The sequence below is a fragment of the Paenibacillus sp. FSL L8-0340 genome, from assembly GCF_038593145.1.
In the GTDB taxonomy this organism is placed as follows: domain Bacteria; phylum Bacillota; class Bacilli; order Paenibacillales; family Paenibacillaceae; genus Paenibacillus_AQ.
In genome coordinates, this window is record NZ_CP151967.1 from 3,251,539 (window position 1) to 3,277,513 (window position 25,975).

The 25,975-nt window shown below is 42.0% G+C and carries 25 protein-coding genes, 1 tRNA gene and 2 pseudogenes; 19 read left to right on the forward strand and 9 right to left on the reverse strand.

Annotated features, from left to right (window positions below; genetic code table 11):
* The first annotated feature begins 331 nt into the window (after positions 1–331).
* The 12 genes and pseudogenes from ltrA to NST07_RS14585 all read left to right on the forward strand — a co-directional run bounded on the left by ltrA (position 332) and on the right by NST07_RS14585 (position 12,485).
* Positions 332–1,723 (forward strand): annotated as a pseudogene (gene ltrA, locus NST07_RS14530) (group II intron reverse transcriptase/maturase).
* A 1,229-nt stretch (positions 1,724–2,952) separates the two neighbouring features.
* Complete coding sequence (locus tag NST07_RS14535; RefSeq protein WP_342481775.1) at positions 2,953–3,132, forward strand: hypothetical protein; 180 nt, start codon at positions 2,953–2,955, stop codon at positions 3,130–3,132.
* A 24-nt stretch (positions 3,133–3,156) separates the two neighbouring features.
* Positions 3,157–4,149: an ATP-binding cassette domain-containing protein gene (locus tag NST07_RS14540; protein WP_342481776.1), complete on the forward strand. Its 993-nt coding sequence runs from the start codon at positions 3,157–3,159 to the stop codon at positions 4,147–4,149.
* 2 nt (positions 4,150–4,151) lie between these two features.
* Positions 4,152–4,949: an ABC-2 family transporter protein gene (locus tag NST07_RS14545; RefSeq protein WP_342481777.1), complete on the forward strand. Its 798-nt coding sequence runs from the start codon at positions 4,152–4,154 to the stop codon at positions 4,947–4,949.
* A gap of 1 nt (position 4,950) precedes the next feature.
* On the forward strand, positions 4,951–5,751 hold the full coding sequence (locus NST07_RS14550) for an ABC-2 family transporter protein (protein ID WP_342481778.1): 801 nt from the start codon (positions 4,951–4,953) through the stop codon (positions 5,749–5,751).
* A 161-nt stretch (positions 5,752–5,912) separates the two neighbouring features.
* Positions 5,913–5,983, forward strand: a tRNA-Thr gene (locus NST07_RS14555).
* 249 nt (positions 5,984–6,232) lie between these two features.
* Entirely contained in the window at positions 6,233–7,399 is a 1,167-nt protein-coding gene (locus NST07_RS14560) for a nucleotidyltransferase family protein (RefSeq protein WP_342481779.1), read from the forward strand.
* Between the two features lie 150 nt (positions 7,400–7,549).
* A complete protein-coding gene (locus NST07_RS14565) occupies positions 7,550–8,857 on the forward strand; it encodes a hypothetical protein (RefSeq protein WP_342481951.1) in 1,308 nt (435 codons plus the stop codon).
* A 3-nt stretch (positions 8,858–8,860) separates the two neighbouring features.
* A complete protein-coding gene (locus NST07_RS14570; protein ID WP_342481780.1) occupies positions 8,861–9,439 on the forward strand; it encodes a hypothetical protein in 579 nt (192 codons plus the stop codon).
* A 148-nt stretch (positions 9,440–9,587) separates the two neighbouring features.
* Positions 9,588–10,733: a cysteine desulfurase family protein gene (locus NST07_RS14575; protein ID WP_342481781.1), complete on the forward strand. Its 1,146-nt coding sequence runs from the start codon at positions 9,588–9,590 to the stop codon at positions 10,731–10,733.
* An 82-nt stretch (positions 10,734–10,815) separates the two neighbouring features.
* Positions 10,816–11,544, forward strand: a complete 729-nt coding sequence (locus NST07_RS14580; protein WP_342481782.1) for a hypothetical protein — start codon at positions 10,816–10,818, stop codon at positions 11,542–11,544.
* On the forward strand, positions 11,535–12,485 hold the full coding sequence (locus tag NST07_RS14585; RefSeq protein WP_342481783.1) for a hypothetical protein: 951 nt from the start codon (positions 11,535–11,537) through the stop codon (positions 12,483–12,485). The genes NST07_RS14580 and NST07_RS14585 overlap by 10 nt, the downstream gene beginning before the upstream one ends.
* Before the next feature lie 77 nt (positions 12,486–12,562).
* Here the strand turns inward: NST07_RS14585 and NST07_RS14590 are convergent.
* From NST07_RS14590 to NST07_RS14620, 7 genes and pseudogenes are all read right to left on the reverse strand, one after another.
* Positions 12,563–13,318 (reverse strand): annotated as a pseudogene (locus NST07_RS14590) (transposase).
* 152 nt (positions 13,319–13,470) lie between these two features.
* Positions 13,471–13,803, reverse strand: coding sequence for a transposase family protein (locus NST07_RS14595; RefSeq protein WP_342481784.1), 333 nt, complete (start codon positions 13,801–13,803; stop codon positions 13,471–13,473).
* 125 nt (positions 13,804–13,928) lie between these two features.
* Positions 13,929–14,735, reverse strand: a complete 807-nt coding sequence (locus tag NST07_RS14600; RefSeq protein ID WP_342481785.1) for an alpha/beta hydrolase — start codon at positions 14,733–14,735, stop codon at positions 13,929–13,931.
* 16 nt (positions 14,736–14,751) lie between these two features.
* The gene (locus tag NST07_RS14605) at positions 14,752–15,297 is read right to left on the reverse strand and encodes a PadR family transcriptional regulator (protein ID WP_342481786.1); all 546 of its coding nucleotides are present in this window, start codon (positions 15,295–15,297) and stop codon (positions 14,752–14,754) included.
* Between the two features lie 236 nt (positions 15,298–15,533).
* A complete protein-coding gene (locus tag NST07_RS14610) occupies positions 15,534–15,956 on the reverse strand; it encodes an ATP-binding protein (protein ID WP_342481787.1) in 423 nt (140 codons plus the stop codon).
* A gap of 269 nt (positions 15,957–16,225) precedes the next feature.
* The gene (locus NST07_RS14615) at positions 16,226–16,543 is read right to left on the reverse strand and encodes a hypothetical protein (RefSeq protein ID WP_342481788.1); all 318 of its coding nucleotides are present in this window, start codon (positions 16,541–16,543) and stop codon (positions 16,226–16,228) included.
* 14 nt (positions 16,544–16,557) lie between these two features.
* Complete coding sequence (locus NST07_RS14620; protein WP_342481789.1) at positions 16,558–16,896, reverse strand: hypothetical protein; 339 nt, start codon at positions 16,894–16,896, stop codon at positions 16,558–16,560.
* A gap of 452 nt (positions 16,897–17,348) precedes the next feature.
* On the opposite strand from NST07_RS14620, the gene NST07_RS14625 reads away from it, so the two are divergent.
* Positions 17,349–18,200, forward strand: a complete 852-nt coding sequence (locus NST07_RS14625; protein ID WP_342481790.1) for an alpha/beta hydrolase — start codon at positions 17,349–17,351, stop codon at positions 18,198–18,200.
* A 303-nt stretch (positions 18,201–18,503) separates the two neighbouring features.
* Here NST07_RS14625 and NST07_RS14630 read toward each other — a convergent pair whose 3' ends face one another.
* Positions 18,504–19,364 carry an alpha/beta hydrolase gene (locus NST07_RS14630; RefSeq protein ID WP_341378393.1) on the reverse strand — a complete coding sequence of 287 codons (861 nt, stop codon included), beginning with the start codon at positions 19,362–19,364 and terminating at the stop codon, positions 18,504–18,506.
* A gap of 89 nt (positions 19,365–19,453) precedes the next feature.
* Positions 19,454–19,588: a hypothetical protein gene (locus NST07_RS14635; RefSeq protein WP_341092648.1), complete on the reverse strand. Its 135-nt coding sequence runs from the start codon at positions 19,586–19,588 to the stop codon at positions 19,454–19,456.
* A gap of 140 nt (positions 19,589–19,728) precedes the next feature.
* Between NST07_RS14635 and NST07_RS14640 the strand changes: the two genes are divergently transcribed.
* The 6 genes from NST07_RS14640 to NST07_RS14665 all read left to right on the forward strand — a co-directional run bounded on the left by NST07_RS14640 (position 19,729) and on the right by NST07_RS14665 (position 25,974).
* Entirely contained in the window at positions 19,729–20,091 is a 363-nt protein-coding gene (locus NST07_RS14640; RefSeq protein ID WP_342481791.1) for a BlaI/MecI/CopY family transcriptional regulator, read from the forward strand.
* A gap of 32 nt (positions 20,092–20,123) precedes the next feature.
* Positions 20,124–22,154, forward strand: a complete 2,031-nt coding sequence (locus NST07_RS14645) for a M56 family metallopeptidase (protein WP_342481792.1) — start codon at positions 20,124–20,126, stop codon at positions 22,152–22,154.
* Between the two features lie 184 nt (positions 22,155–22,338).
* On the forward strand, positions 22,339–23,142 hold the full coding sequence (locus NST07_RS14650; protein ID WP_341092652.1) for a MerR family transcriptional regulator: 804 nt from the start codon (positions 22,339–22,341) through the stop codon (positions 23,140–23,142).
* Positions 23,117–23,761 (forward strand): GNAT family N-acetyltransferase, encoded by a 645-nt coding sequence (locus NST07_RS14655; RefSeq protein ID WP_342481793.1) that lies wholly within the window; start codon positions 23,117–23,119, stop codon positions 23,759–23,761. The genes NST07_RS14650 and NST07_RS14655 overlap by 26 nt, the downstream gene beginning before the upstream one ends.
* 6 nt (positions 23,762–23,767) lie before the next feature.
* Positions 23,768–24,781 (forward strand): alpha/beta hydrolase, encoded by a 1,014-nt coding sequence (locus tag NST07_RS14660; protein WP_342481794.1) that lies wholly within the window; start codon positions 23,768–23,770, stop codon positions 24,779–24,781.
* A 125-nt stretch (positions 24,782–24,906) separates the two neighbouring features.
* Positions 24,907–25,974 (forward strand): GNAT family N-acetyltransferase, encoded by a 1,068-nt coding sequence (locus tag NST07_RS14665; RefSeq protein ID WP_342481795.1) that lies wholly within the window; start codon positions 24,907–24,909, stop codon positions 25,972–25,974.
* Position 25,975 lies beyond the last annotated feature (1 nt).

The window sequence follows — 25,975 nt, forward strand, 5'->3', positions numbered from 1 at the left end:
AAGGGTGTCCACCGTGAGGCGGAATCTGAAGGAAGCTGGAGGCAAAAGCACGGCCTGAGGTACACGAATCAATTTGAGGCGGTTGCAGCCGGATGAGTCACCCACTCATGACGAAATCCTAAGCTGCCAAAGACTGCAGCCGTAAACTTGGATAGGCGCGGGCGGAAAGATGACGTTCTTATCTGGGGAGACCTGCCGGATACGCAAAAAAAAAAACTTGTAACAGTAGCCGAGAGGCTGCGCTGAACCGGCAGGAGTCAGCAGAGGCCATAGTACGTAAGCTGTTGCAACAGCTTACGGAAGGGCTGAACCGAAAGGAGAGAAGAAAACGATGCGTTCGTATGAAGAGCAACGACAGCAGAATATCTCGCAAGAGAGCTTGCGGCAAAGAGAAGCGGTGAAGCCGCCAGGGTATGCCGGAGCGCCGAGCTCTTCGTCGGCACAAGTCGCCCCTTCCTCTCGCGAAGACCAGAACAACTTGCTGGAGCGAATGCTCGAAGGAGATAACCTTCGGCTCGCGTACAAGCGAGTGGTGCAAAACGGAGGAGCACCCGGTGTGGACAGTGTAACGGTAGCGAATCTACAAGTTTACCTGAATACGCACTGGGAAACGGTGAAAACTGAACTCCTGGCGGGAACTTATAGACCTGCGCCAGTCAAACGGGTGTAAATCCCCAAAGCCGGAGGCGGCGTACGGCTGCTAGGCATCCCGACCGTGATGGACCGTTTTCTCCAGCAAGCACTTCTACAAGTCATGACTCCGATCTTTGACGCACGGTTCTCTTGGTACAGCTACGGCTTTCGGCCGGGGAAGAGTGCGCATGACGCAGTTAAACAAGCCCAAAGGTATATTCAAAGTGGCCTGAGATGGGTCGTGGACTTGGATTTGGAGAAATTCTTTGACCAGGTGAATCACGACATGCTGATGGCAAGAGTCGCGCGGAAAGTAACGGAGAAACGTGTGCTGACACTAATCCGTACCTACTTAAACGCCGGAGTCATGGTGGATGGAAAGCTTAAGCGCAGCCGGGAGGGAACGCCACAAGGCAGTCCGCTCAGTCCGCTTCTAGCAAACATTCTACTGGACGATCTGGATAAGGAACTGACCGGGCGAGGGTTGCGATTCGTACGCTATGCGGACGACTGCAACATCTTTGTGGCGAGTAAGCGAGCAGGCGAACGGGTCATGGAATCGGTCAGCAGATTTGTAGAAGGAAAGTTAAAACTGAAAGTGAACCGGGAGAAAAGTACGGTAGCCAGACCTTGGCACCGGAAGTTCTTAGGATTCAGTTTCCTAAGCCAGAAACAGGCAACGATTCGACTAGCCCCAAAGACTCTTTCAACAGTTAAAGAAAGAGTTCGCGAGCTAACCAAACGAACATGGTCGATTTCAATGGAAGAACGGATTAGCCGACTGAACCGGTATTTGATGGGGTGTATCGGCTATTTCCATCTAGCGTCAGCTAAGAAACACTTCCAAACGCTGGACCAGTGGATTCGGAGAAGACTCCGAATGTGTCTATGGAAGCAATGGAAACGAGTACGCACACGAATCCGCGAACTCCGGGCGCTTGGGGTTCCAGAGTGGGTCTGTTTTATGATGGCTAACTCGAGACGAGGCGCATGGGAAATGTCCCGGAACACGAATAACGCCCTTCCGACTTCCTATTGGGAAGCGAAAGGGCTGAAAAGTTTGCTTTCAAGTTATCTGGAACTTTGTTAACCTTTTGGAACCGCCGTATGCGGACCCGCATGTACGGTGGTGTGAGAGGACGGGGGTTTACCGCCCCCTCCTACTCGATTTTTCGCCGGGCGAGCCATCTATATAGATTGAACATGAAAATTACATGTAGTCACGGCCAACCCCAAAATAGAAGAATTATAAGTTCAATTTATTGAAATTTATTTTCGGTGCTATAAGGACCGTATAGATTTGCAGATTTGATTTTAATACCTGGTGATAATTAAATGTGGAACCAGTAAAAAAAGTCTGAAACTAATGATTATTTTATCTAGACGGGAGCCTGATAGAATGGTGGTTTCGGGTTACTTTCTTTTTTCTTAATGGAATTGATTGGCCATACGAACTCCTTATGACCTAGTAGTTGGTTAATTAAAGCATAGATTCTCATTATTACCAATTAATCTCTTGATCGACATTAGTAGTGGTATATAAAACACTTAAACAACTCGTCCACTTCCAACAATATACATAAATTTGCTAAATATGTTTACTTTGTTTTATTTACCAAGTAAAATAATTACAGTTATACTAGGAAAGGTTGAAGGTTCTAGTATATATAAATTTTTTGCCATTTGTGCATTCGTTTGCATAAATGACAAAAAAACAAAAAGCGCTGTAATGGGCAAAACTAGTCTTTAAATTATTTAGGCATCATGGATACGATCAAATCGAATTGAATAAAGCAATTGGAGAGTTTGCACCTATAAGTAAAGAAAGGGTGAATGGATATGAATAAGAGTTACAGCATTTTGGTGGAATTCTTAGGAAAGATAAATCTTCCGTACTAAATGGTGGTTTTTACATAGATGTTCATCAGAGTCTTTCAACTATATTTGACCTTGTTTCTTATGACATAGATGAGTGCAGTATTAGAAGATATTGATAGTGTGTCAGTATATAGATTAAGTAACGAATACTTGCTTACACATTTATGCAGCTATCTATATTGGCACACACAGTAAATTCGTGACATTTTAGATGGTGATGATTCAAAAATATTAGCATATTCAGATGTCAGATCATTTATCAAAACACATGATACTGATTGGAATTTAATCTTTGATAAAGCAGCATTAACTGGTTAGATACTGTTTTATACGATACGAGTCTCATACGCAATTATTGTATGGTGTTGTAGTTCAGTAAGACATTTATAGTGACTGGAATAGAGATAAGTTATTAGAGTTATCTAACGCAATTTCTGATAGATGGATTACAAGAGACTGATCTATCATTATTGGAAAGTGGAAACAGGACTTTATGACAAGATTATAAATTATAATTGCGGTGAAATGGCTTTAAAGCCTTTATTTGAAGATTATCTTGAGCCTATATTGCATAGAGAAGCAGTACTAAAAGTACTTGAGTTGAGAGAACCAGGAAAATAAATTTTTAAAACGAGGGGCACTTGTATGATTCGTGTTGAAAATCTAGTAAAAGAGTATAAACAATACACCCGAAAAGAAGGCTTCTTTTCACCTATCGCTAATTTATTCAATACTGAGTTTAAGCAAAAACGTGTAGTTGATAATCTATCCTTTGAAGTTAATGAAGGAGAACTATTGGGATTTATCGGACCCAATGGAGCAGGGAAATCAACAACAATAAAAATGTTAACAGGAATTTTAGTTCCTTCAAGCGGTATTGTAGAAGTAAACGGTTTAATACCTCACATAGATCGAAAAAAATATGTTCAACAGATTGGTGTCGTGTTTGGGCAAAAAACTCAGCTCTGGTGGGATGTCCCGGTAATTGATAGTCTACGTTTACTCCGTGATATTTATAAAATACCCGAGAACTTATATAAGCAGAATTTAGAACTTTTTTCGGACCTATTAAGTCTTGAGCAATTCCAACACACACCAGTAAGGCAACTAAGTTTGGGTCAAAGAATGAGAGCGGACTTAGCTGCAGCGTTATTACACAGCCCCAAAATTTTATTCCTGGATGAACCAACAATTGGTCTAGATATCGTTGCAAAAGAGAAACTTAGGACATTTATAAAAGAAATAAATAAAAAATTAAAAGTAACGGTGTTACTCACTACCCATGACATGAGTGATCTTGAAAAGTTGTGTGATAGAATGATGATTATTGATTTTGGGCATGCGATCTATGATGGTAGCGTAGATGATATACGAAAAAAATATGGAACCAATAGAATTCTAATTATTGAATTTGAAGAACATATACCAGATATTGATGTCCCCAATGCAAAACTGATAAAAAGTGAAGGCAAGAGAAAGTGGTATCAATTTAATCGTGTTACTACCTCACCATCTAATTTGATTAATTTCCTAGGATCAAAATATTCAATTACTGACTTGACAGTGGATGAGCCAGAAATAGAAGAAATGGTGCGGAACATATACCAAGGTAAATATACCACATCTGAGGTGTTTTGAATATGAGGATATTTTGGTCATTTTCAAGACAAGCATTTCATAATACTGCTATTTATCGTTTTGATTTTTGGTTACAGTTAGTAACGGTTTGGTTCATGAGCTACAGTGTATATTGGATTTGGAATAGTCTATATGCACAAAACCCTAGCTCATTCGAAGTGAGTCTTGAGCAGATGGTGACTTATGGAATATTAGGTATGGCTTTCGAAACTATATTTGCACCTGGTAAGGGTCCTCAAACCTATATTGCTTCTCAAGTTCAAACCGGTTTAATACATTCAGATCTAATGAAACCAATTGATTTTCAAGTTCATATGTTAGCGCGTAATTTTGGTGAAACATTTTTTAGGTTCTGCGCACTGGTAATTCCATCTCTGGTGATAAGTTATGTGTTTTTTGATTTGTCAATTCCTAAACATATTTCAACGATTGTACTATTTACTATTAGTATTGTTTTTGGATATTTGGTACTGTTCTCATTGAATTTTTTAATTGGACTTCTTGCTATAATCACACTTGATATCAGGAGTATCGGGTGGGCTTACAATGCGTTACTTCGGTTCTTTTCTGGACAGATGGTTCCTCTATGGTTATTTCCCGGAGTACTCGTAGGTGTAGCTGAGTTTCTACCTTTTAAAAGTATATATTATACACCTTTGTCCATTTATATTGAAAAACTATCCGGTATTTCTGCGCTTAAAGCAATTATGTTTCAATTAATATGGATAATTATTTTATTTTTTATTGGAAGGTTAATATGGAATCGCATACATTTAAGACTAACCGTTCAGGGGGGATGAGATGGGTATCGTCCAAATTTATCTTAAACTCATAAATATTTCAATGAAATCTCGGATGCAATATCGAACGGATTTTCTCACGGGTATACTGGGAATTCTTGTTTTTAATGCGATTAATATTAGTTTAATTGGCATCATTGTAACACGTTTTGTTCATTTAAATGGCTGGAGTATATGGGAGCTAGTGTTTTTATACAGTCTTTGGATATTGGGCCACAGTATATTTAGCTTGCTTTTTTGGCAATTAACGTCGATGGAAGAGTATTTAATTAATGGTACGTTTGATCAGTTTCTTACTCGTCCAATAAGTCCATTAGTTCAACTATTAGGGCGAGAAATTCAATATTTAGGTATCGGGGATGCAATTATTGGGATTTTAGGAATAACGCTTGCTTACTATAATTTAGGGTTAGATTGGAGTTTTTTTGAATTCATTTATTTCCTGGTGTCGGTATTGTCTGGAACTGGAATAGAAGTTGCTATTTTTTGGATGATTGCCTGTATTTCATTTTGGACAGGTCGTTCCATGACTGCATCAACCGTTTTGTGGAGAATTAATTCTATGGTACAGCAATATCCGATTGATATTTTTGGAAAGTGGTTCCAAATTGTTGTTACAGGTATTATTCCAGTCGCATTTATGAATTTTTATCCTTCTATTGCCTTGCTAGGTAAAACGGATGCGTATGATCATCCTAATTGGATAAACTACATGTCACCTATTGTAGCAATTGTTCTTCTACTAATAGCATCAAAAATTTGGAGCTTAGCTTTGAAAAGGTATAGTAGTTCTGGTAACTAGTGAATCATTACACTAGAGTGTTGTACTGATGAACTCAACTACAATAATATTTTGTCGGCGCCAGCGGTTGCCGTTGGTACGATTTCTTCGGGCGGCTTTTATGTGGATTCTTTCGTCGTAAACGGTCGTCGGTTCACTTTCGCATCATGTTTTGTTCATATGCCGCCCTCGTTCAATGGTAGGATAGCCGTCTTGTAAGCGGTAGACGCGGGTTCGATTCCTGCGGGCGGCTTTATATGTGAATGTAGTTTCTTTGGAAGGACGGTGGTCTCCAAAACCATCAGCGGATTAAAACCAGCCTACATTTACTATTATTTTTAATAAAGATTTAATATTGCATTTCTACAAACTGGATAATCTGCTTGTGTCTCTACCGGAAGCGATTTTTTAAAATGCTGGATCTGTACATCACATATCTGATTATTGGTATCGTTCAGTATTAATGTATGAATCAAATTAACGATTACTGGGAGGATTGCACATGATTCGCAATAATGAATTCTTGATTGAAACGGCAAAACTAAATCCTAATATTGATTTTCTTACAAAGCTAAATTCGACAGACCTTGATTGGGAATACATTCTGAAGCAATCTAAGTTTCATTCGATTTTGCAACTAATATATTATCACTGTTCTAGCCTAAAGGTTATTCCAACTCACTATGAAAACCTACTGCGATCAAATTATGTTTTGGCTGAGTCTAAAGGTCGCCTTATGACGGACGAGTACAAAAATGTTTTGAAAAGATTCAATGAAGAGGGAGTCAAAGTCATTGTTTTAAAAGGGGTCTATTTAGCAACAAAGGTGTATAAAAATGTAGCTTTGAGGCCATTTGGAGATATGGACATTCTGATTGAGAAAGAAAGTATAAATAAAGTGTTTAAAATTTTGCTAGAGCTTGGGTATAGCCAAAGTGAGATTGATCCTGCTTCAGGTGAACAAGTTCCGCTTGGAGAGGACAGGTTGCAAGGATACGAACAAGAATTACAGCACTTTGGAGAATTCTTCAAGTTAAACAAATCACCTCTTCTAAAAAATGGGTTTTATATTGACGTCCATCATAGATTATCCACGGTATTCGATAAATTTAGTTACAACATAGATGAAATAATTGATAGATCTGTTGAAGATTATTTAGATGAGACTCCGATTTTTAGACTCAGTAATGAGGATTTTTTGACACATTTGTGCACGCATCTATATTGGCACACTCAATCTTTAAGAGATATTTTAGATGGCGAAGATGCTCGCCTACTTGCCTATACGGATATTCGTTCTTTTCTACAAACGCATGAGATAGACTGGGAACTTCTGTTTCAAAGAGCTAAAAAAAATAACACTGATTCTGCGCTGTACTATACATTACATCATGCTCAATTGCTATTTGGTGATGTTATCCCGCACAAAATTTACGAGTCCTGGAATTTAGAGTATTTAAATGAAATATCAAATTCAATTTATGATCGGTGGATCACGAGAGATAATACCATGAAAATAGGAAATTGGGATCAAGATTTCATGACTCGACTATTTAACCTGGACCGTTCTTCTATGGCTTTAAAATCTTTTTATGAGGATTACCTTGAACCTATTTTACATCGCGGAGGAGTATTAAAAGTCGTCGAGTTCGGTGATCCCAATCGTTGAAAATCAGAATGTTGTTGTCAGTCTAGGTTTGAGCTGAGTCAATGCTGAGCCGTAGATACTCGAGAATAAGGCTACCATGGACATGAACCAGATCAAACTGATCGGGTTCGGCATCGATGCTAACGAATTCATACCATATCAGTGTCCAAAATGGGATTGCCTCGCATTAATCCGATTTATAATGGAAGATTTGTACTACTTTTACTCAAACACACTCTAGCTATACACATTGCAGAAAGAAGGGTATATGTGTCTTTAAAAGATTATTTATTGTCAGAGTTAAAGTCTTACTCAGAAAAAGCTGATCAGAAAATTTGCTTAAGTCCAACTGAAAATTTCGCTGATAGGGGCACTAGTAATCCCGATTATTTAGATAAAATAACGAATTTATATGTCCCAGAAATGTCCCGTGGTAAGCAAGATAAGTTAATTTTTTCTGGTCGGACTGAACTAACGAATAGTATTCAACTGATTTATCAAGAATGGATGCAAAAACTTAATGCAAAAGCAATTACAATGAAGCCTCTTTCGGGACTTCATTCTCACACATTACTTGCTTTAGCTTTTCGTAACAAATTTAAAAAAGTGTTATTGGTATCAGAGAGCGGGGGAGGCCATTATCTAACTGAAAATTTATTTAGCAATCTTGGATATGAAGTTATGACTATGCCCGTTGATTATGATAATCATGAAATAGATTTAGACAAAACGTGCGAACTTCTTAAAAATAATAACTTTGACATGATATTTGTTGATCAAAGCGAAAGTCTTAACTATATGGATTTCTCACCAATATTTAAGTTTACTGATGCATATACAATATTTGATGCTTCACATTATCTGTCAAATATTATAGTTGGGGACTACAAAAATCCTTTTGACATGGGTTTCGATCTATGTTTGGGAACCATGCATAAAAATTTCCCTGGGCCTCAGAAGGCATTTATGGCTTCGCGAGAATTGAATGAACAATGGGAAATTATTACGCGTGCGATTTCGATGCACGTATCAAGCTTCCACTTCGCAGATATATTTAAAGCAGGGATGCTTATTAGTGATGAAACTGCACTTAAGCATAATGCGCGTTTATACATGGAAAATGCAATATCTTTGGAAAAAGCTTTAAAAAAGAATGGTATTCCGGTCGTTGAACGCAGAAATGATCAACCATCATCCTACTTCATTTTTCTTAATATCAACGATCAAGATATTGCTTTTGAGAAATATAATCAGTTATTGGACGGTAATATTGAGACCAATTATAGGCTGTTGCCATATTCGTTGGGCTATGGGATTCGGATAGGGACGATGCCCATGACATTGCGAGGTATGTTACCTCAAGATACGGAGAATTTGGCGAATATAATCAGCTCAATATATTTGGATGGGGCTACAGATCATTCTAGTCAGGCGATCCGTGATTTCTTATGCCAGATTGATAAACGTAAGGAGATATGATTGATGAACTTAGAGAAAAAGATAAAAGCGAATGATTTTACTCTACCTAATAAGGTCCCAATAGTGGCATTATTTGGACCTTCCGCATCGGGGAAAAGTACGCTTCTCAGAATGCTCTCTAACGAGTTTCCAGATTTGTTTGTGACTGTTCCTATTATAACCACGAGAGAAAAGCGGGTAGAAGAGAAATCTGTTGAGCGAAATTGTATCACAGAGGAACAATTTTTTGAGTTGCTTCACGCCGAAAAACTCTGCTTTGTAGGGAAGTATTATGGCTTTTATGTAGGGGTAGATCGTGAAACATTAGGTCAGATTGCCGAATCAGGTAAAACAATAATTTTTGAACCAAACCAATTTGAAAGATTAACTATGATTGAGCAAATGTTTCCGTATTCTAATGTGTGTGACATTTTATTTGTTCCATTCGATAAAGGACATTATGAACAAATGGATGAATCACAACTCCGAGAAACTTTTTCTACTAGAATTACGAAGAGAGGGGACATTCCGACAGTAGAGTTTGAGCAAAGGCTGAACGAATGTATTGAAACTATAGTTACATTATATAGAGATTTTCCCTGAAGACAATTTGTTCATCAATGATTTTTCAATCTTACTTGAAGATCGGTATGAAAAATTTAAACGAATTATTAGAGGTTACATGAAAAATTTTAGCAAATGAATTTTGATTCAATCGATAATACATCGTTTTAATAGGGGGATATGGTGAATGGTTTATCTTGATAATAACGCAACAACAACTGTGGATGCTTGTGTCCAAGAAAGTATTATGCAAGGTTTATCTCATTATGCAAATCCATCATCTCTGCATTATGGTGGATTAGCTGCTGCTAAAGATTTAGCAGAATCACGGTCTATTATTGCGCACAGCATCGGATGTGAGGATATTGAGATTATATTCACTAGTTCGGGATCAGAATCTAATAATCTGTGCATAAAGGGTTACGCTTTAGCTAATATACACAGAGGAAATCACATTATTACTACATCCATTGAACACCCATCGATCTTGCAATCGTGTAAATATCTTTCTGATAATGGATTTGATGTTACTTATCTTGATGTTGATAGTCAGGGTTTTGTGCTTGAAGATCAATTAAGGGAATCATTGAATGACAATACAATACTGGTTTCAATAACTCATGCTAATAGTGAAATTGGAACGATACAACCGTTGGACAAGTTGTTACGCATTATAAAAACAACTAAACCAGATGTTGCGACTCATGTGGATATGGCACAAAGTTATCTTAAAACGAAATACAGTGAATATTTTAATCTAATTGATATGGCATCTTTTTCAGGGCACAAGATTCATGCACCTAAAGGAATTGGGTTTGTATATAAAAGGAATTCTATAACGTTGCAACCAATTGTTCATGGTGGAAAGCAAGAAGGTGGATTGCGAGCTGGTACAGAAAACATCCCATATATTAAGGGTCTGGCTACTGCTGTTAGCATGTACACAGAAGATGATGTATTGTATGTCCATGAATTGCAGTCATATTTAGTTTCGAAATTACAGGAAATTAAAAATATTCGAATTAATGGACCAACTGAACCTGAAATGCGTCTTTGTACAAATGTTAATTTTTCTACAGATGCAATGGATGGTGAGTATATCTTAAAAGTATTATCAAGCAGGGGGATCTGTGTATCAACAGGATCGGCATGTTCTTCGCGATATGAAAAAACCTCTCATGTTTTAAAAGCAATAAAATGTCCGATTGAATTTATTCATGGGACAATACGAATCGGATTGTCCAAATACAATACAAAAAGCGAAATTGATTTATTTATTTCAGAACTCGAGATTATTATTAATAGCAAGAAGTCGTTTCGTTTATTTGGTTGAGGTGCGACTGTTACTCAACCGTACAAATATTGCGTTATCGTAGGATTTAAATAGACTAAACAGGAACGAATGGAGGTATATCATGAATACAGATTTTGTTCTGGATAACACAATTATAACTGGGGGGCATTTTGTAGTTACAGATGGCCTTGAAAACTTAAACCAAGGAACAATTAGTTCCTTTATAGATGCCGTAGATCTCTTTGTTAACTGTCGAAATGAAAACAAAAATCTCGGACTTGGCTTACTTATAAACGATATCGGATCTACTTGTTCAGCTCAAAATTGCTCTATTGCGCAGGTTAGCAACGCTACTTTTGAATTGCCTGAAATATATAAGCAAATCCTACTTGATAGAGGAGTAGAGATAGAAAAATTGGAAATATATTCTGAAAAGTATTGTAGAAACCGAGGCAAAAGATTGCTAAATAAACAATTGAAAATGCAGAATGATTATATACGTGAAGGTGCGGAAGGTTATATTTATCAAGATGACGTCAATGACGTAACATTGATGCTTACGCGTAGAAGTACAAATGATCCCAAGGGAACACCAGCATGCCCACTTATTATGTGTGCTTATTACTTAGAGCAATTAAAACAAGGATATGTCCATAGCGTGAATTATTACTATGTAGCCGATGACAATGAAATGAATATTCCAAATCATCATGTTATTGAGAAAGGTGTTTTTTTAGCGAAAAGTTTTTGTTCAGAACTAGACATAAAAAATATTTACATGTTTGGACATAAAACACTAACTAATTTTAACACAAACTTGTTTAAAAAGGAGCAATATCTATGCGTATGAGTTTTATGCTTGATAAAAATTATAGTCCGGTTACAATCCCAGAATCCTATACCAATGATCCCGCAAAATGTTTTTTTTACTCAATTGATTCTTTTTATATCGAATCGGTTCGCGATTTTCAGTCCGTCAAGTTATTGCAGTACCTTGAAGAAGGTTCTTTAACAGGTATAGTATTTTTACCTGAAGCGATTGTAGGACGTAAGATTGACACTGCTATGGAGTTACTATATATAGAAGGGTTTACGCCTGTTGCATACAGTAGATTTCGTTTCAACCGGCATATGATACGTGAAAATTGGCGTTACCAATATAATGCCGCGATTCAACAACGTATTGATGCAGCAGACTTGTTACGTACTGCAACAGATTCGCTTTATGTGATTCTCAAAAAGAATGATGTTTCAAATGGTACGGCATCTCATAAGTTGAAAAGTATGAAAGGCGCCTCAGATCCAGAGCAAAGAAAAAAGAGTGACTTGAGGTATGTGCTTGGTAATTTGTCTTATATGCTTAGCATAGTACATACTCCTGATGATACGAGTGACTTCATACGGGAATTTGGAGTGTATTTTGATAAAGATAAGCGTTGTAATCTTTTGAAGCATGTGGAAGCGGAGACTGTAGATGAAAGTGGCTTAAATAAGCTGATAGAAGAACTATACAATGAATACAAGCCGGAGGATCTTTGTTTCGAAAGAGTTGTTAATAGAATAGAAAATGCAATAAATTCAAGTGTAATTGCAAAGCATTCAATTAATTATGCTTCACAAATTCAGGTTTTTAATGACTTATCTAAACAAAAATCATTGGATTGGTATGACTTTTTTAGTTTCTTAGATGAGAGTCAAGTAGACTACCGTCATTGGGATAAGTTGATGTTGATATCTTACTTATATAACAAACACAACGCTAGTATAACTGGTGTCGAGCGAGTGATTTAGAGTGTTTTCACAATAGGTGTATCCTGTAAATTAGTTTAATAAATGTGGCTCAACCAAAAAATTAGCGGTTGATATTTTCACCCTAATAAGCGTTGCCGATTGCATTCGATTAAAATCCCAGCTTTGTAACATCGACGATTGCGCGTGAAATAGTGTCGGCGTTGGTACGCTTTAATACGATTATGCCGTCCTTCTACTGTCGCATTCGTCCAGCGGCAGTGATGGTAGTTCACGATTTCCTCTTCCCAGTTCCGCATCGTTTTCAAAGCGTTTTGCACGGCTTGATGCTCAATACCTTCCCCTTACTGACACCAACGGGTAAAACCAAGCCGTGCCACATCGAAGTTCGGCGAATAATCATACCACCTTGAGAAGGATTCTTTCCATTCCCATACCTCACGCAGCAGCGGGGAGAAGGCCAGCAGTTGATCTAGCTGAGTTCTGCTCTTTTCCGGTAAGGAATCTGCCGGCGGATTTAGCAGTCGGTGATGACTTTTTAAGATCCCTTTGGCCCGGGGGGAAAGGGTAGATTGAACGGATTTCCGGACAGCTTGGACACTTTCAATGACATAACCATGAACGTGGAAGCGGTCAGCAATCCGAATCGCCTTTGGAAAACACTCGCTGATCCAGGTGTGATACGCTGGAGCCAGATCCATGACGACAGCCTTGGGATTGAGGTTTAAAAATTCAGGATGCTGCTCGGCATACGCGCGTAGCGCATCCAGCTTTCGCCCCAAAAGCAGGTCTAGCATGGTTTCGCCTCGGAGATCGTGAATACCGGTGTTGTACGTGTGTCCCTTTTTAATCGCAAAATCGTCGATACCGAGCACCAGATCCGTCTGGACTTTCGCTTGATGCCATGCTTGCTGGAGCAAACGCTCGCTCTCTGCTGGAAGGGTTTACTGATGCATGCGCTGAACCGTGCTAGCCGGAGCTTCTTGCATTCTGGCACTATGTACTGCCGTGGAGCCCAGTGCCTGGTTTACGGTCTGCAAGCGAAAAGCACGACTGTATTGTTCCTTGGAGCCAACACACGAATAAGACCAAACAAACCAATATTGCACCGCGAGCAGGCCAAGCGTAGTGAGGGAATGTGCAAAAAACACTTTTTACCAAAGATGCTGACATGACGAATCTTGCGCGGCGTATTACGGCCGTCTCGCTTTACCGCTTCTTCGGAGCGGCAGAGGGGACAGGCCTGTTTGTAGGCTACCGGTGAGGCTTCCAAATGTACTTCTGTTTCATGGATCGAGACAACGCTATGAAGTTGTAGCTCTGGTAATCCAAGCAGTTCGTTGATATACTGGATGGGCATCTGTCATATCCTTTTCGTGTTGTTTGGTAGGACTTACAACATTACAGGATTTGCAGATGTTTTTCCATTTATATCCATGCTTTTTCTCCGTTTCAATTTTCAACCGCTAATTTTGGTTTTGAGCCTCAATTTATATAGTCTTTATTTAAGAATTCAATAATCAACTCTATAAATTCAGCAGGCTGCTCAAGATGTGGATAATGGCCGCATTGACGCAGCTGGACGAATTCTGAAGCTGGAATATTCTTGTGTACGTATCTGCAGATCTGCTTGTTGAAGGGTAAATCCAGCCCGGCTTCCATAACAAGTGTTGAATGACTGATTTCATTTAAGCGACTGTAGGCCTGAGGCATTAAAGGACGATGCAAATTAGGCTTGCCTTGATAAAAGACTTCATTACTGACATAAAGCTCTTTGAATTGGGCCCGAAGCGTCTGATCTTGTGGAACGAGGTAGTGCCAGAAGCTGTTCTTCATAAAATGCTCCGCAGCCTTGTTGATTCCAACCCGGCGGACTCTCAGGAAATCCTTCATGCCTTCCCAGGACAGCCGCAGTGGATACTTGGCGCCGTTAACCGAAGGGGCAACAAGGATTAGCTTGCTGACACGATCCGGATAGGCTAGAGCGAAGTCAATCGCAGCACTTCCTCCAAAGGAAGAGGCGACAACACTAGCACGGGTAATCCCAAGATGATCCAGAACGGATTTCAGATCCTGATAATAGGAGAAGGGGGTGGTGATAGCGTCGCTTTGTCCATATCCTCTCTGATCATACCGGATCACCTGATAAGCTTGAGCCAGTCTTTCCACATGGAGATCCCACACCTTGAGGTTGGAGTAGCCGCCATGCAGCAGCACAAGCGGTTCACCTGTTCCTTGTACATCGATGTTAAAGTTTACACCCTGGATGTTATGCAGTTCACTCTGATTCACTTTTTTCACTCCCTCGTTAACGCTGTTGATTTAACCATTCAATTGATTCTTTGCACCACTGCAATCTAGCTTCGGTTGACAGGATCCCATAGTTCAAGGTTAACATCCACATCGGTAAATCTTCCGGCGATTGCTTCTGTGTCATTAATGCACGCTGTTGTTCGCGGTAAACCTCCATGGCATTTGTGAGCTCACCCAGCTCATATTCGAACAAACCTCTAATGACTTCTCTATCCTGAGGGGTTGCAAAAAAAACCTTAAGCAGCAATTCATCCCGGTAGTTAAGGGCGCCAATGGGAGCGGACAGCCATTCCCGGAAATGATCCATGCCTTCAGGCGTAATCTGATACTTCTTCTGTCCGCGTGTTTGATTAGGTGTACTTGCTTCCACAGCATATCCTTGAGCAACAAGCTCCTTCAAAGCAGGATAAATCTGCCCGTAACTTTCACTCCAGAAATGATGAAGCGAGCCGCTGAAATGTTTCTTGATGTCATATCCGGAATAGACTCCTTTCGTTAAGACACCCAGAACTGCGAACATTGTATTTCCTGATTTGGCCATAACCCTCACTCCTGACTATAATGTATCTATTAGATATGTAACTATTAGATATATCATACAGCGTTGATCTTATAATTTCAACCCTTACAAGCTATCTCATCGGCACAAAAAAACAGAGCAGCGGAGGATGTGCCTGCCGTGCTCTGTTGTGCTATTTAATGAATTTAGCTTCTAAGACCTGCCGCTGCATTTGTTATTCCGTCAATTGGGCGGCGATAATATTACCCAGAGCTTCTTCAGCGGCTATCATTTCCAATGGAGGTGGATTCATCTAGAGGCAACTCGACTCTTATCTCTAGCACCCCATCTTGTATGGAGGCACTGGTGCTGCCGCCCGATTGTTCTGCAAGCAGCCGGACAATGGACAAGCCCAGTCCTGTAGTTGCGCCTCTTGCTTGATCTGCGGTATAGAAACGTTCGAATATCCGCTGTATATCAATAGCAGTAGCATCGTTCACTGGATTTCTGAAGACGATAGCCGCTTGTTGACCGGCAAGTATCTGCACTTCCACAGCTCCGTCCGAGTGGGTGACACGCGGTGTGCGCAGATCATACGAGAGATTCGCAATCAGCTCTTTGAATCTTTTTTCTTCCAGAATGCTGTCCAGACGCAGGTAATAAGTGAAGTCTTCTTCAGTACAAAGGAAGACAGGATGCAAATGCTCAGCCGCGCAGCATATACCGTCAACAGGATCAGCATGACCGCAATCAGCTTCAGCAGGAACTCAGCATCAAAGGGGATGCCGGATTTGTTGTCCAATATTTGCAAAAACACCGAAGCGGCATAAGGTCTATGCTCGAAATCTCCGTAGATGAAGCTACCTGCAAGGAATGAGCCTAGCAGGGTCAGAATGAACAGATCGGATACCTCATGATCTTCAATAGTCCCTACAGCCCTGAGTTCCTTTCTTGGTATGAATAGAATGTTTTATAGATGCTCGTGTACTTCTTTAAATAACTGATCAATTTCCTTACATACATTACACATGATTTCTGCTGTGGGCAAATGTTTCCCCTTGATAATCATTTCCTTGATATCGCAGCCTCCTAAGACTGTCCGGGCTTTTGGGAAGACCTTGTGGGGAGGGGGAAAAATATCATCTGCTGCACAAATTATTAGTAATGGCGAAGAGTAACCATTCAGTTCTTTTCGTTTGAACTCTCTCGGAGCACGCATTTCCATCTTGTAGCAGGTCAAGAGCAGATTAAAGAATTGGTACCATAGCACATCCTTTTCCGTCAGCATCGGATCGAAGATCTTTACCAGCCGCTCTTTCGAAGGACGAAGCAATACGTCATCATAGGAATCATCATTTTTGTAAAGATGGGCAGGAGTGAACCATGAGCAATACCGGAAGGAGCGAGCAGCACGGCTTTGGTTATTTTACCAGGATCAACTTTGGCCAGTGATAACATCATAGCCGAGCTGTATGAACTGACTACGAACATCATACTGTTAAATCTTAAGGCTTCCAGCAGCTCACTGATCCACCAACCGTAATCATCTTTCGAGGGGGATAGGTTTCTATAAGGGGTGCTTTTTCCGGGCATGCCAATTACATCCGGTGCATAAAGGCAATAGTTATCAAGCAGTGGCAAAAAAAAGCTTTAGATTCAACGGGTTAATACCGTTTCTACCGTGCAGGGTAAATAAAGGCGGCTTTAACTTATCTCCAACGATAAGCAAATGTGTGCTTCCATAACTGGTGAATGATCTGCTCTTCGTACATCACATCTAGAGCAGCAAGTGCTTTATCGTAAAAATCATGCATTTTGCTTCACTTTCTTTGTTCTTATAGATGTACTTTACCATCACTTTCCCCCTATGATCAATCTACATCCTCATTCATTTCATCTTAATCCGGAAAGTTCTCAGCTTCCATAATATTAAACACTTAAATTCTCCCATCTGTAAACAACAGGAGAATGATATAATCGTTTGGAAAAGGGGGGTGAGCAGAGTGCTGGAACGCTCAATGGAAAATATCATGGGTTCAGGAAAGGAAAGGAGGGATGCGAAAAAAAACAAATGAAATGAGGATGATTTTGAGATGAACAGAGGACAAGTGATGAGCAATGACGGTGTAAAACTGAATTATTTTGTACAAGGAACCGGGCCAAAGATATTGGTTATAGGCAGCAGCGTCTATTATCCGCAACTCTTCTCGGCAGATTTATTTGCACAATTTCAGTTTATATTCCTTGATCATATAGGTTTTGCCAGTCCGTCTGCAGCCTTGAAGCCGGAGCAGTACCAGCTGGATCGGGTGCTGGATGACCTCGAGCTTGCAAGGCAGCAGCTTGGCCTGAGTGATGTGGTCATAATGGGGCATTCAGGGCATGCTTTTATGGCGCTGGCGTATGCCAGGAAATATCCGGAGCAGGTTCACAAAGTAATTCTGCTGAATTCAGCGCCAAGCAACAGCCGGGAAAGGCAAATTCAGAGCGCTGCATTTTTCAATGAGACTGCAAGTCTGGAGAGAAAGACGGGGTTCGAACAGGATTTGGCTCTGCTAGAAGGCGACATCCGACTAGACCCGGAACGCCGCTTCGTTCACATGTGTATTCGAATGGGTGCACAGAGCTTCTACGACTATTCCTTTGATGCAGCCTATATGTGGGAACAGGTACAAACGAATATGCCGGTTATGGATTATTTGTGGGGCGAGGTATTCGCCGGGATGAATCTGCTGCAGATGCTGAAGGATGTCAGAATGCCGGTTTTTATCGGGCTGGGAAGATATGATTATCTGGTTGGACCTGTTTCCTTATGGGATGCTATCGACGACGAGACATACCCACATGTGAAGAAGATAATCTTCGAGCACAGCGGACATAATCCGATGTTCGAACAACCGGAGCTGTTTAATCAAACATTGATACAGTGGATGACACAGGGGTAAGGTTTGTTTAGATACGCTATATGAGTTGAACTAAAGAACTACCAAGAGGCTAAAGCAATGGAGGGGAATTTTGGAACTGTAGGAGCGATAGCGACCGCCTTTGTCTCCGGATTTCAACCGCAAATGGCGGTATAAATCAAGAAATCTGGGGACAACAGCGGCCGGAAGTCCAAATATTCACCGCAGTTGCGTTCTATGCCGGCTCGGTAAAACTAAAGTTTAACTTATATAATCGTTTGAAAAAAGGATCAGAGAAGATCGCCGACGGCGGATATTCCTGATCCTCCTTACGATTCCGGTTGCTTAAAGCTGACCTAAAAATCCATCCATATAGGCATAAAACTCTTCCTTATTGCTGAGATGTACATTATGGTCGGGATGGGACATTTCATAGGCATGACCATTCGCTAGCAGGGACTGCATTTTGTTATAATCCTCGTCCGGTACGCCCTCACTGTTCTTAGCTCTAATCAGTAAAACGGGACACTTGATCTCCGGCAGCAGGTGATACCAATCTGCATTGTAATGAATGTTGGCAGCCATCGCCTGGGGACTGAACATCATCTGGTATCCATCAACGGTTTCGATCAGACTGTTCATGAAATATTGATAGCTAAGCTCCGATTCCATGGCCTGCCGGATATAATCCATCGCTTCGTTTAGGCTGGAGAAGGGCAGCGGCCAATCCTTGGTTACAGGCTCAACACATGGTAGCTGATCCAATGGCAGCTGGCTTGGCGTGGCAGGCCCGGCTGGGGATTTATCCAATATCGCTAAGGCTTGTATGTAATTTGGGTACATGGCTGTCAGATATCCGGCTACCCTCCCGCCCATAGAATGGCCTACCAGAATGATCGAATCGATCTTCAGATGATCCAATAGTTCAATAATGTCCCCGGCCATTTCTTCACCTGTATACTTGGATACAGGTTTGCTGCTTAGTCCGTGACCTCTTTGATCGGGGGCGATAATTCTGTACTGTTTGCCGTAATGCCGCATGAAATCAACCCACGTTTCTGCTCTGCCCCATCTGCCGTGGAGACAAAGAATGACCGGACCTTCCGTACGTGTATCCAGATAAAACATTTCCAGACTGTTCAGCTTAGCCAGCTTTCTGTAGATTTTTGGATGCTCCAGCTTTTCCTCTAAGATTGAATCCCGCATATTTAACCTCCAAGTGAATCTAATGTATTTGGATGAATTATACCATGTGAACTAAATAAAGGGAACGTATGTTTCCTTTATTCGTGTAATTACTCCCAGTAGGGTGTGCATGTGAACAGGAACTGTTCTTTGTTAACATAATGCTTAAACTCTCTGGAGGCCAGTCTTTGAATATGCTCCTGCAGCCAATCCTTGGCATCAGGCAGCCCTATCCAGAAATTCATGGTTTCAAGCTGTGCGGCTATAACTGTCCCAAATGCAGCGTGTGTTAAAAAGTGGAACTTATGGTAGACAAAGCGGTCTACAAGTTGTAAACTGTGACTACATTAGTCTACGGATTGTAGACCCAAAGGAGTTCTGCAGAATGGATAAAATCAGACTGACGGAGATGGAAACTAAATTTGCGGACCTCATCTGGAGCCATGAGCCAGTCCCGTCGGGCGACCTCGTGAAGCTGTGCGAATCTGAACTGAACTGGAAAAAATCGACGACCTATACGATGCTGAAACGTCTGGAAAGCAAAGGGATTTTTAAAAACAATGAGGGTGTGGTGGCAGCGCTCATCTCCAAAGAGGATTTCTATGCCCAGCAGAGCAAGCAGTTTGTAGAGGAGACCTTTCAGGGATCGTTGCCGAAGTTTCTGGCCGCATTCACAAGGAGCCGTAAACTGAGCGACACAGAGATTGACGAGTTTCTTAAAGTGATTCAGGATCATAAGGAGGAATAGCGGTGGAATCGCTGTTTTTGCAACTTTTGAGTATGAGCCTTACCGGGAGCTATGTCATCGTGTTTGTGATTGTGGCCCGGCTGCTGCTTAGAAAAGTTCCCAAGATTTTCTCTTATGCCCTGTGGTCAGTGGTGTTGTTCCGGCTCGTATGCCCGTTCTCCTTCGAAAGTGTATTCAGCCTGATTCCTGCCAAAGCGCAGGAGATCCCGCTTCAGCGGATCGCCACACAGCCGCCCCAGATACCAAGCGGATTAGCCGGAGGCGGGCAAGCATTAAACAACCTGCTGGCTGAACCGGCCGCTGCATCTGTGGTGGATACAAGTACTGCTGCCGATACGAATATCTGGCTGCTTGTGGGCCAATATGTATGGCTGTTTGGGATTGTGGTGCTGCTCCTCTACAGCATTAGGGCAACGGTGCGGTTAGTTCGGAGCTTGAAGCCTGCACAGCAGATCAGCGGAAATATCTATGAGATGAAAGGACTCGCAACCCCATTTGTGTTCGGGGCAATCAGCCCCAAGATTTATCTTCCGGTAGAGCTTGGTGAACATGAGCGGGGGTATATTCTGAAACATGAACAGGTGCATATCAAAAGACTTGACCATCTGATCAAACCTTTAGCATTTGCTGTATTATGCATACATTGGTTTAATCCGCTGGTCTGGATAGCTTTTGTTCTAATGAGTGAGGATATGGAGCTGTCTTGTGATGAAAGTGTTATCCGGCAGTTAGGCAGCGGCATCAAAAAGGATTATTCCACTTCACTTTTAGCACTTTCGGCGGGCAGACGGTTCATAGGCGGTTCACCACTTGCCTTCGGTGAGAATAATACGAAAGGACGCATTCTCAACATCCTGAACTACAGGAAACCCGCGTTCTGGGTAGTGATCCTTGTTATTATTGCCATTGCTGCTGTCAGTGTGGGTCTTATGAGTAATCCGAGACAAACCACATTAACTGAACGGGATTATGCTGAACAGTTCATTCAAGAAGAAATTGCGGGTTTTACCAGCAATGAGGCGAATAAGTTCAAAATTGTAGACAGCAGCATCACGAAGTTTGAAAAGCTGGCAGAGTTTGATAATCTGATGCCTGCTTCTTTGCAAATCTGGCACCTGGAGTATCGCCTGAAGCCTGATGATCCGGCTAAAGTAAGTGGGGCATTTGATCTGAAAGACGGAATGCTTATCGAAGAGGGCAGCATGGGCGACCCGATAATGGTTTTTTCCTATGAACAGGATACTCCGAATTATTTGGGCTCATTCCGGAGCGCAGAATATGATTTAAGTACAATTGCCGGCCAAGAGACTGCACTTCGTATGTTCCTCGAAGGCAAACAGCTATTGCCTCATGAGACCTATAGCGGGAAGCATATTCTGGTCAAATTCCCACTGACACTGGGTGAGACCAGCCAACTGTTATTATCACAGCCCGCGAAAGCAGGAGATAAAGGAATTTGGGCCGTTGAGCGCTGGAAGGATACCCGTGGCAATGAGTACTATCATACGCCGCAAAGTGATCTCCCGCCCGCAGAATATTATGACCGTTTGCAGGCACAAGCGGATCAGGGGGAAGAGTCCTGGCTCCTTGATCCTCAGCAGGTGGCCATCCGGTATATCAAAACTTTTATCGGGCCAACGGTTGCCAAGGATAAGCTTGAGGTGAATTATAATGCAACAGCAGCAGAGTTTGCCGTCTCTCCGGAAAGCACTACTTTAGGTTATGTTCTGAACTTCAGCTTGGACAGTGAATCCTTTGATTTTGACAATGTTGAGTGGCTGACTGAGGCGGATTCTGCACGGTTTAAGGATTTGAACATTACGGAGGAAGATTTGCCGGGCGGATTTTATATTCTTAACAAATATACGTTTACAGACCCCATGAAAGTAACCGGTGAAACGAAGTATAGCCTCCTTGACCAGGAGAACTGGGGCTCTTATAAAGACGTAACTAAGCAGGAATTCATTGAATTTCTCAATCAATACTCTGATTATTCGCCCTTATGCAAAGTTAATTACAAGGACAACGTTGTTACCGGCATTTCGGAAGTCTATCTGCCATAATCTAATCTAAACCTTCAATATAAGATTCTAAAACAGACCGTCTTCCAGTTAGGGAGAGGGTCTGTTGCTGTTGATTGAGCATATAGCGCAGAGTTGGCTGAGATCTTTGCATGTTTCGGTTGACCTTAGGTCAGACCTAAGGTTTATAGTAGAGATATCCAAAAGAGACAAAGGAGCCCCGCATATGAGAGATACCCTTACGATTAGCCAACTATCACAATTAATGAACGTTTCTGTTCATCAGCTGCGTTATTTTGAAGAAAAGGGGGTGCTATACCCGGCATTTACGGAAGACAATCAATACCGGATGTATGGGATCGATGAGATTTATCAGCTATCCCATGTTTTGCTGCTGCGCAAACTGAATATTCCGGTTAGTCAGATCGAGCAATGTCTCACTTCATACTCCGGCAGTCAGTACAAGCAGGTTTTTGAACAGTCGCTGACCAAAGTTCAGGAAGAAATCAACAGATTGGTTAAGCTGGAACAATTCATTCACAAGGTATTGAAGGAACAGGCGGACATGGAGGGACGTGATCAGGAAGTTGTGATGGTTTCTTTGAGGCCCCGGTATTTGAGACACTGGCTGTCTCTTGATGAGCATCAAGTGCTTACTGCCGGAACATTGTATGAGCACCGTCCAGCTCCGCCGGATTTGTATGAACAGGATCTGCATTACTTAACAGATAGCGGAGTGATCAAGATATGTTATGAGACCATGGAACCAGCCGATTACGTGCTTGAAGAAGGTGACTATCTGCTGAAGAATTTTTCTGTGCATCGAGTGGAAGAGCTCGAACAAGAGGTTTTGCAGCTGGAGCAATATATACAAGAGCATGGGTATACTCGCCAAGGTCAAATTGTGGTGATCGAAAAGTCTTATTTGTCCATGTTCAGCAACGAGCAGCTGCATTATCAAATCCAAGCCAAAGTGGGCATATCGGAAAGGGAGACTGAAAACTATGCATCTACCCCAGTTTCAGATTGAGCCATTTCATGAGGATGATCATGAGCAGGTGTGCGAGCTGCTGGTTGACTCTTTTCGAAGCAAATTTCAAGCCCTTGTTCATTTGAGTGATCGAGAGATGACTGAATTATTAATGAAGCTTTGGACCTTTGACAGCAGAGATGTATCTGTTAAACAATTTGTTGCCCGAAAAGACGGGAAGATCGCCGGTGTGCTCTGTTTAAAATGGAAGCCTTCAGAACCCCGGAGTAATCCGCAGAGCCAAGTGAATATAATCCGGTTAATCCGACAGTATGGCCCTGTAAAGGTTCTGAAGCTGCTGACAGGACTGGGTGCGCTGGGCTATGCTCCGCATGAAACTGAATGCTACATTGAACATCTTGCTGTCAGTTCCAAGGAGCGGAATCAGGGGGCCGGACAACAACTGTTGAATTATGCTAAGAACATGGCTGTACAATCCCGGTGCAAAGTGCTTTCTCTGCATGTATCATGCAGCAATTCCCAAGCGATCCAGCTTTATCGCAAGCTGTCATTCGACATCAGGTGGACCCGTTACAATGTGCTCAGGCATCTAATCTTCCGGGAACCAGCCTGGCATCTAATGACCTGGGAAACGAGTGAAATAACAAGCAGGGAGTGAACTTACTTGAAGAAAGCGATGAAAATCACATTATGGATCATGGGCAGCCTGATGGCTGCCGCTGTTCTGTTTATCCTCTATCAGAATGACTACGAAATGACTGAAAAGAGCGTGCGGATTGAAACGCCGCAAGGCATCTTAACGGGAACTTTGGTGCTGCCGGAGGAGTACTCCGGAAAGGTTGGGCTTGTTGTTTTTGTCCATGGAGACGGCCCGATTAATGCCGACCATGAAGAAGGGTACAGACCTCTATGGGAGGTGTTGGCAACTAACGGATATGCTTCCTTGTCTCTGAACAAGCCTGGCATCGGGGGTGCTCCGGGCAATTGGCTGGATCAGAGTATGGAGGACCGGGCGCAGGAGATTCAATCAGCAATAGAATGGGCACAAACGTTGTCTATGATCGATGCTGACAACATCGGTTTATGGGGGGCCAGTCAAGCCGGATGGGTCATACCCAAGGTAGTGAGAGAGAACCGCCATATTGCTTTCAGCATTCTTGTCTCACCGGCTGTAAACTGGATCACTCAGGGTCAATTCAATACTAAGGAGGAAATGAAGCAGGCCGGCATAAGTGCTCAGGAAATCATGCGGAAAGAAAAATACAATCAGCAAGTGCTGAACCTGCTAAAGGCCGGGGCATCTTACAAGGAGTATTTGAGCATAGCCGATCCTGAACATGTCATCACGGAAGAGAGATGGACCTTTATCAGCAAAAACGTTAAGTCTGATGCTACGGCAGAATTAACCTATTTTAATTCACCGGTACTGCTTGTTCTGGGAGGCAAGGACATCAACGTGGATGTGGAAGAAACAGAGCAAGTTTACCGGAAAGAAATTTCAGCAGGACTGCTGACAGTAGTCAAAATCCCGGAAGCCGACCACTCCATGATGAATGAGCCACTAGCGGATTCACAGCTGCTGACCGTGATAACTGCTCTTTTTGCACCCGGGAAATTGACCAATACCGAGTATTTAAACTCGATCTCCGGGTTTGTCACTCAGCAGAAAGCAGACTGATAGCTTTCACCGTGGGCTGGATTTATTGGTTATAACCAAACAATCCCTTGTAAAATATGGATGGAGGTCTGAAAATGTATATTGTGTAATCATTGCAGTTGACAGCAGATCTGGAGGATTAAACTATGATTGTATTGAACAAAGAGGAATATGGTAAGGTAAGACATCTTGTGGAAAGTCAGAACGAGTTATCCGTATTTTCGGTGCTGAACGGAGAAATGCCGGGAGAGGTAAAAGTGAATTCAGCAGAACATCCGGATGCCGTCCTTATTGAGACGAGTGAGACTATTTTGCTTGCCGGCAATGCAGGCGACACCGATTTTAATAAGGAAATTACAGGAGAGCTGGATTTTTGGAATAACGTAACCCCCGATACGGCCGAATGGCGGGACAAGATCCCAGCCATTCACCCTAATAGATTCATTAGAGAGTATACAAGATATAAATACAGCCTCAGCAGCAGGGAGTTCATACACCCGGAGTTGTCGCTTCCTGAAGGTTATGTCATGGAGCCCGTTAACCTGAAAGACCTGAAGCAACAAAATTACGGCAATGCAGACCGGATCTTGGAGTGGGCCCAAGCCTGGGGAAGTGAAGAACGGTTTGAGGAAGGTGGCTGCGGCTGCTACATCCGTAAGGAGAATCAAATTGTCAGCTGGTCCTTAAGCGACTGCTCTGCAGGAGATGTCATCGCAGTGGGAATTCATACAGATGCGCCGTTTCGAAAGCTGGGATTGGCCAAGAAGGTTGTTGCCGGTGTCGTCCAGCTTTGTTTTGACAAAGGGTATAACAGGGTTGAATGGTTGTGCGTCTCATCCAATGCCGGCTCCCGGGCCATCGCGGAGGGACTTGGATTTAAGAAGGAGAACGAATACGCCTCCTTTTCCTCCTACCCGCCAATTGAGAACCAGAGAGACTTAAGTGAAGAGGGCTGGTATGATTGGGGGACTTATCTGGAGAGGGCGTCCAAGGAAGAGCCTAAGCTGGCTATGGATTGTCTGTATTGTTATATCAAAGCTAATGAAGTTGAAAAGACAATGACCTTCATTCGGGAACTCACTGCAAGTGGAGTGGAAATTACTCCGCAACGGTTGGCCGACGATATTTCCTGGTTTCAAAAAGAGGGATTATGTTCGGCGTTCAACAGTCCGCAGTGGGCCGAGTTTACCGCGGGAATGCTGCAGAAAAAGTAAA

What these genes read in the sequence shown, in the direction of transcription:
- NST07_RS14535 (WP_342481775.1), top strand. Translation starts at nt 2,953, where the DNA reads ATGGATTACAAGAGACTGATCTATCATTATTGGAAAGTGGAAACAGGA.
- NST07_RS14540 (WP_342481776.1), top strand. Translation starts at nt 3,157, where the DNA reads ATGATTCGTGTTGAAAATCTAGTAAAAGAGTATAAACAATACACCCGA.
- NST07_RS14545 (WP_342481777.1), top strand. Translation starts at nt 4,152, where the DNA reads ATGAGGATATTTTGGTCATTTTCAAGACAAGCATTTCATAATACTGCT.
- NST07_RS14550 (WP_342481778.1), top strand. Translation starts at nt 4,951, where the DNA reads ATGGGTATCGTCCAAATTTATCTTAAACTCATAAATATTTCAATGAAA.
- NST07_RS14560 (WP_342481779.1), top strand. Translation starts at nt 6,233, where the DNA reads ATGATTCGCAATAATGAATTCTTGATTGAAACGGCAAAACTAAATCCT.
- NST07_RS14565 (WP_342481951.1), top strand. Translation starts at nt 7,550, where the DNA reads ATGGGATTGCCTCGCATTAATCCGATTTATAATGGAAGATTTGTACTA.
- NST07_RS14570 (WP_342481780.1), top strand. Translation starts at nt 8,861, where the DNA reads ATGAACTTAGAGAAAAAGATAAAAGCGAATGATTTTACTCTACCTAAT.
- NST07_RS14575 (WP_342481781.1), top strand. Translation starts at nt 9,588, where the DNA reads ATGGTTTATCTTGATAATAACGCAACAACAACTGTGGATGCTTGTGTC.
- NST07_RS14580 (WP_342481782.1), top strand. Translation starts at nt 10,816, where the DNA reads ATGAATACAGATTTTGTTCTGGATAACACAATTATAACTGGGGGGCAT.
- NST07_RS14585 (WP_342481783.1), top strand. Translation starts at nt 11,535, where the DNA reads ATGCGTATGAGTTTTATGCTTGATAAAAATTATAGTCCGGTTACAATC.
- NST07_RS14595 (WP_342481784.1), bottom strand. Translation starts at nt 13,803, where the DNA reads ATGCCCATCCAGTATATCAACGAACTGCTTGGATTACCAGAGCTACAA.
- NST07_RS14605 (WP_342481786.1), bottom strand. Translation starts at nt 15,297, where the DNA reads ATGGCCAAATCAGGAAATACAATGTTCGCAGTTCTGGGTGTCTTAACG.
- NST07_RS14615 (WP_342481788.1), bottom strand. Translation starts at nt 16,543, where the DNA reads ATGCTGACGGAAAAGGATGTGCTATGGTACCAATTCTTTAATCTGCTC.
- NST07_RS14625 (WP_342481790.1), top strand. Translation starts at nt 17,349, where the DNA reads ATGAACAGAGGACAAGTGATGAGCAATGACGGTGTAAAACTGAATTAT.
- NST07_RS14630 (WP_341378393.1), bottom strand. Translation starts at nt 19,364, where the DNA reads ATGCGGGATTCAATCTTAGAGGAAAAGCTGGAGCATCCAAAAATCTAC.
- NST07_RS14635 (WP_341092648.1), bottom strand. Translation starts at nt 19,588, where the DNA reads ATGAATTTCTGGATAGGGCTGCCTGATGCCAAGGATTGGCTGCAGGAG.
- NST07_RS14640 (WP_342481791.1), top strand. Translation starts at nt 19,729, where the DNA reads ATGGATAAAATCAGACTGACGGAGATGGAAACTAAATTTGCGGACCTC.
- NST07_RS14645 (WP_342481792.1), top strand. Translation starts at nt 20,124, where the DNA reads ATGAGCCTTACCGGGAGCTATGTCATCGTGTTTGTGATTGTGGCCCGG.
- NST07_RS14650 (WP_341092652.1), top strand. Translation starts at nt 22,339, where the DNA reads ATGAGAGATACCCTTACGATTAGCCAACTATCACAATTAATGAACGTT.
- NST07_RS14655 (WP_342481793.1), top strand. Translation starts at nt 23,117, where the DNA reads ATGCATCTACCCCAGTTTCAGATTGAGCCATTTCATGAGGATGATCAT.
- NST07_RS14665 (WP_342481795.1), top strand. Translation starts at nt 24,907, where the DNA reads ATGATTGTATTGAACAAAGAGGAATATGGTAAGGTAAGACATCTTGTG.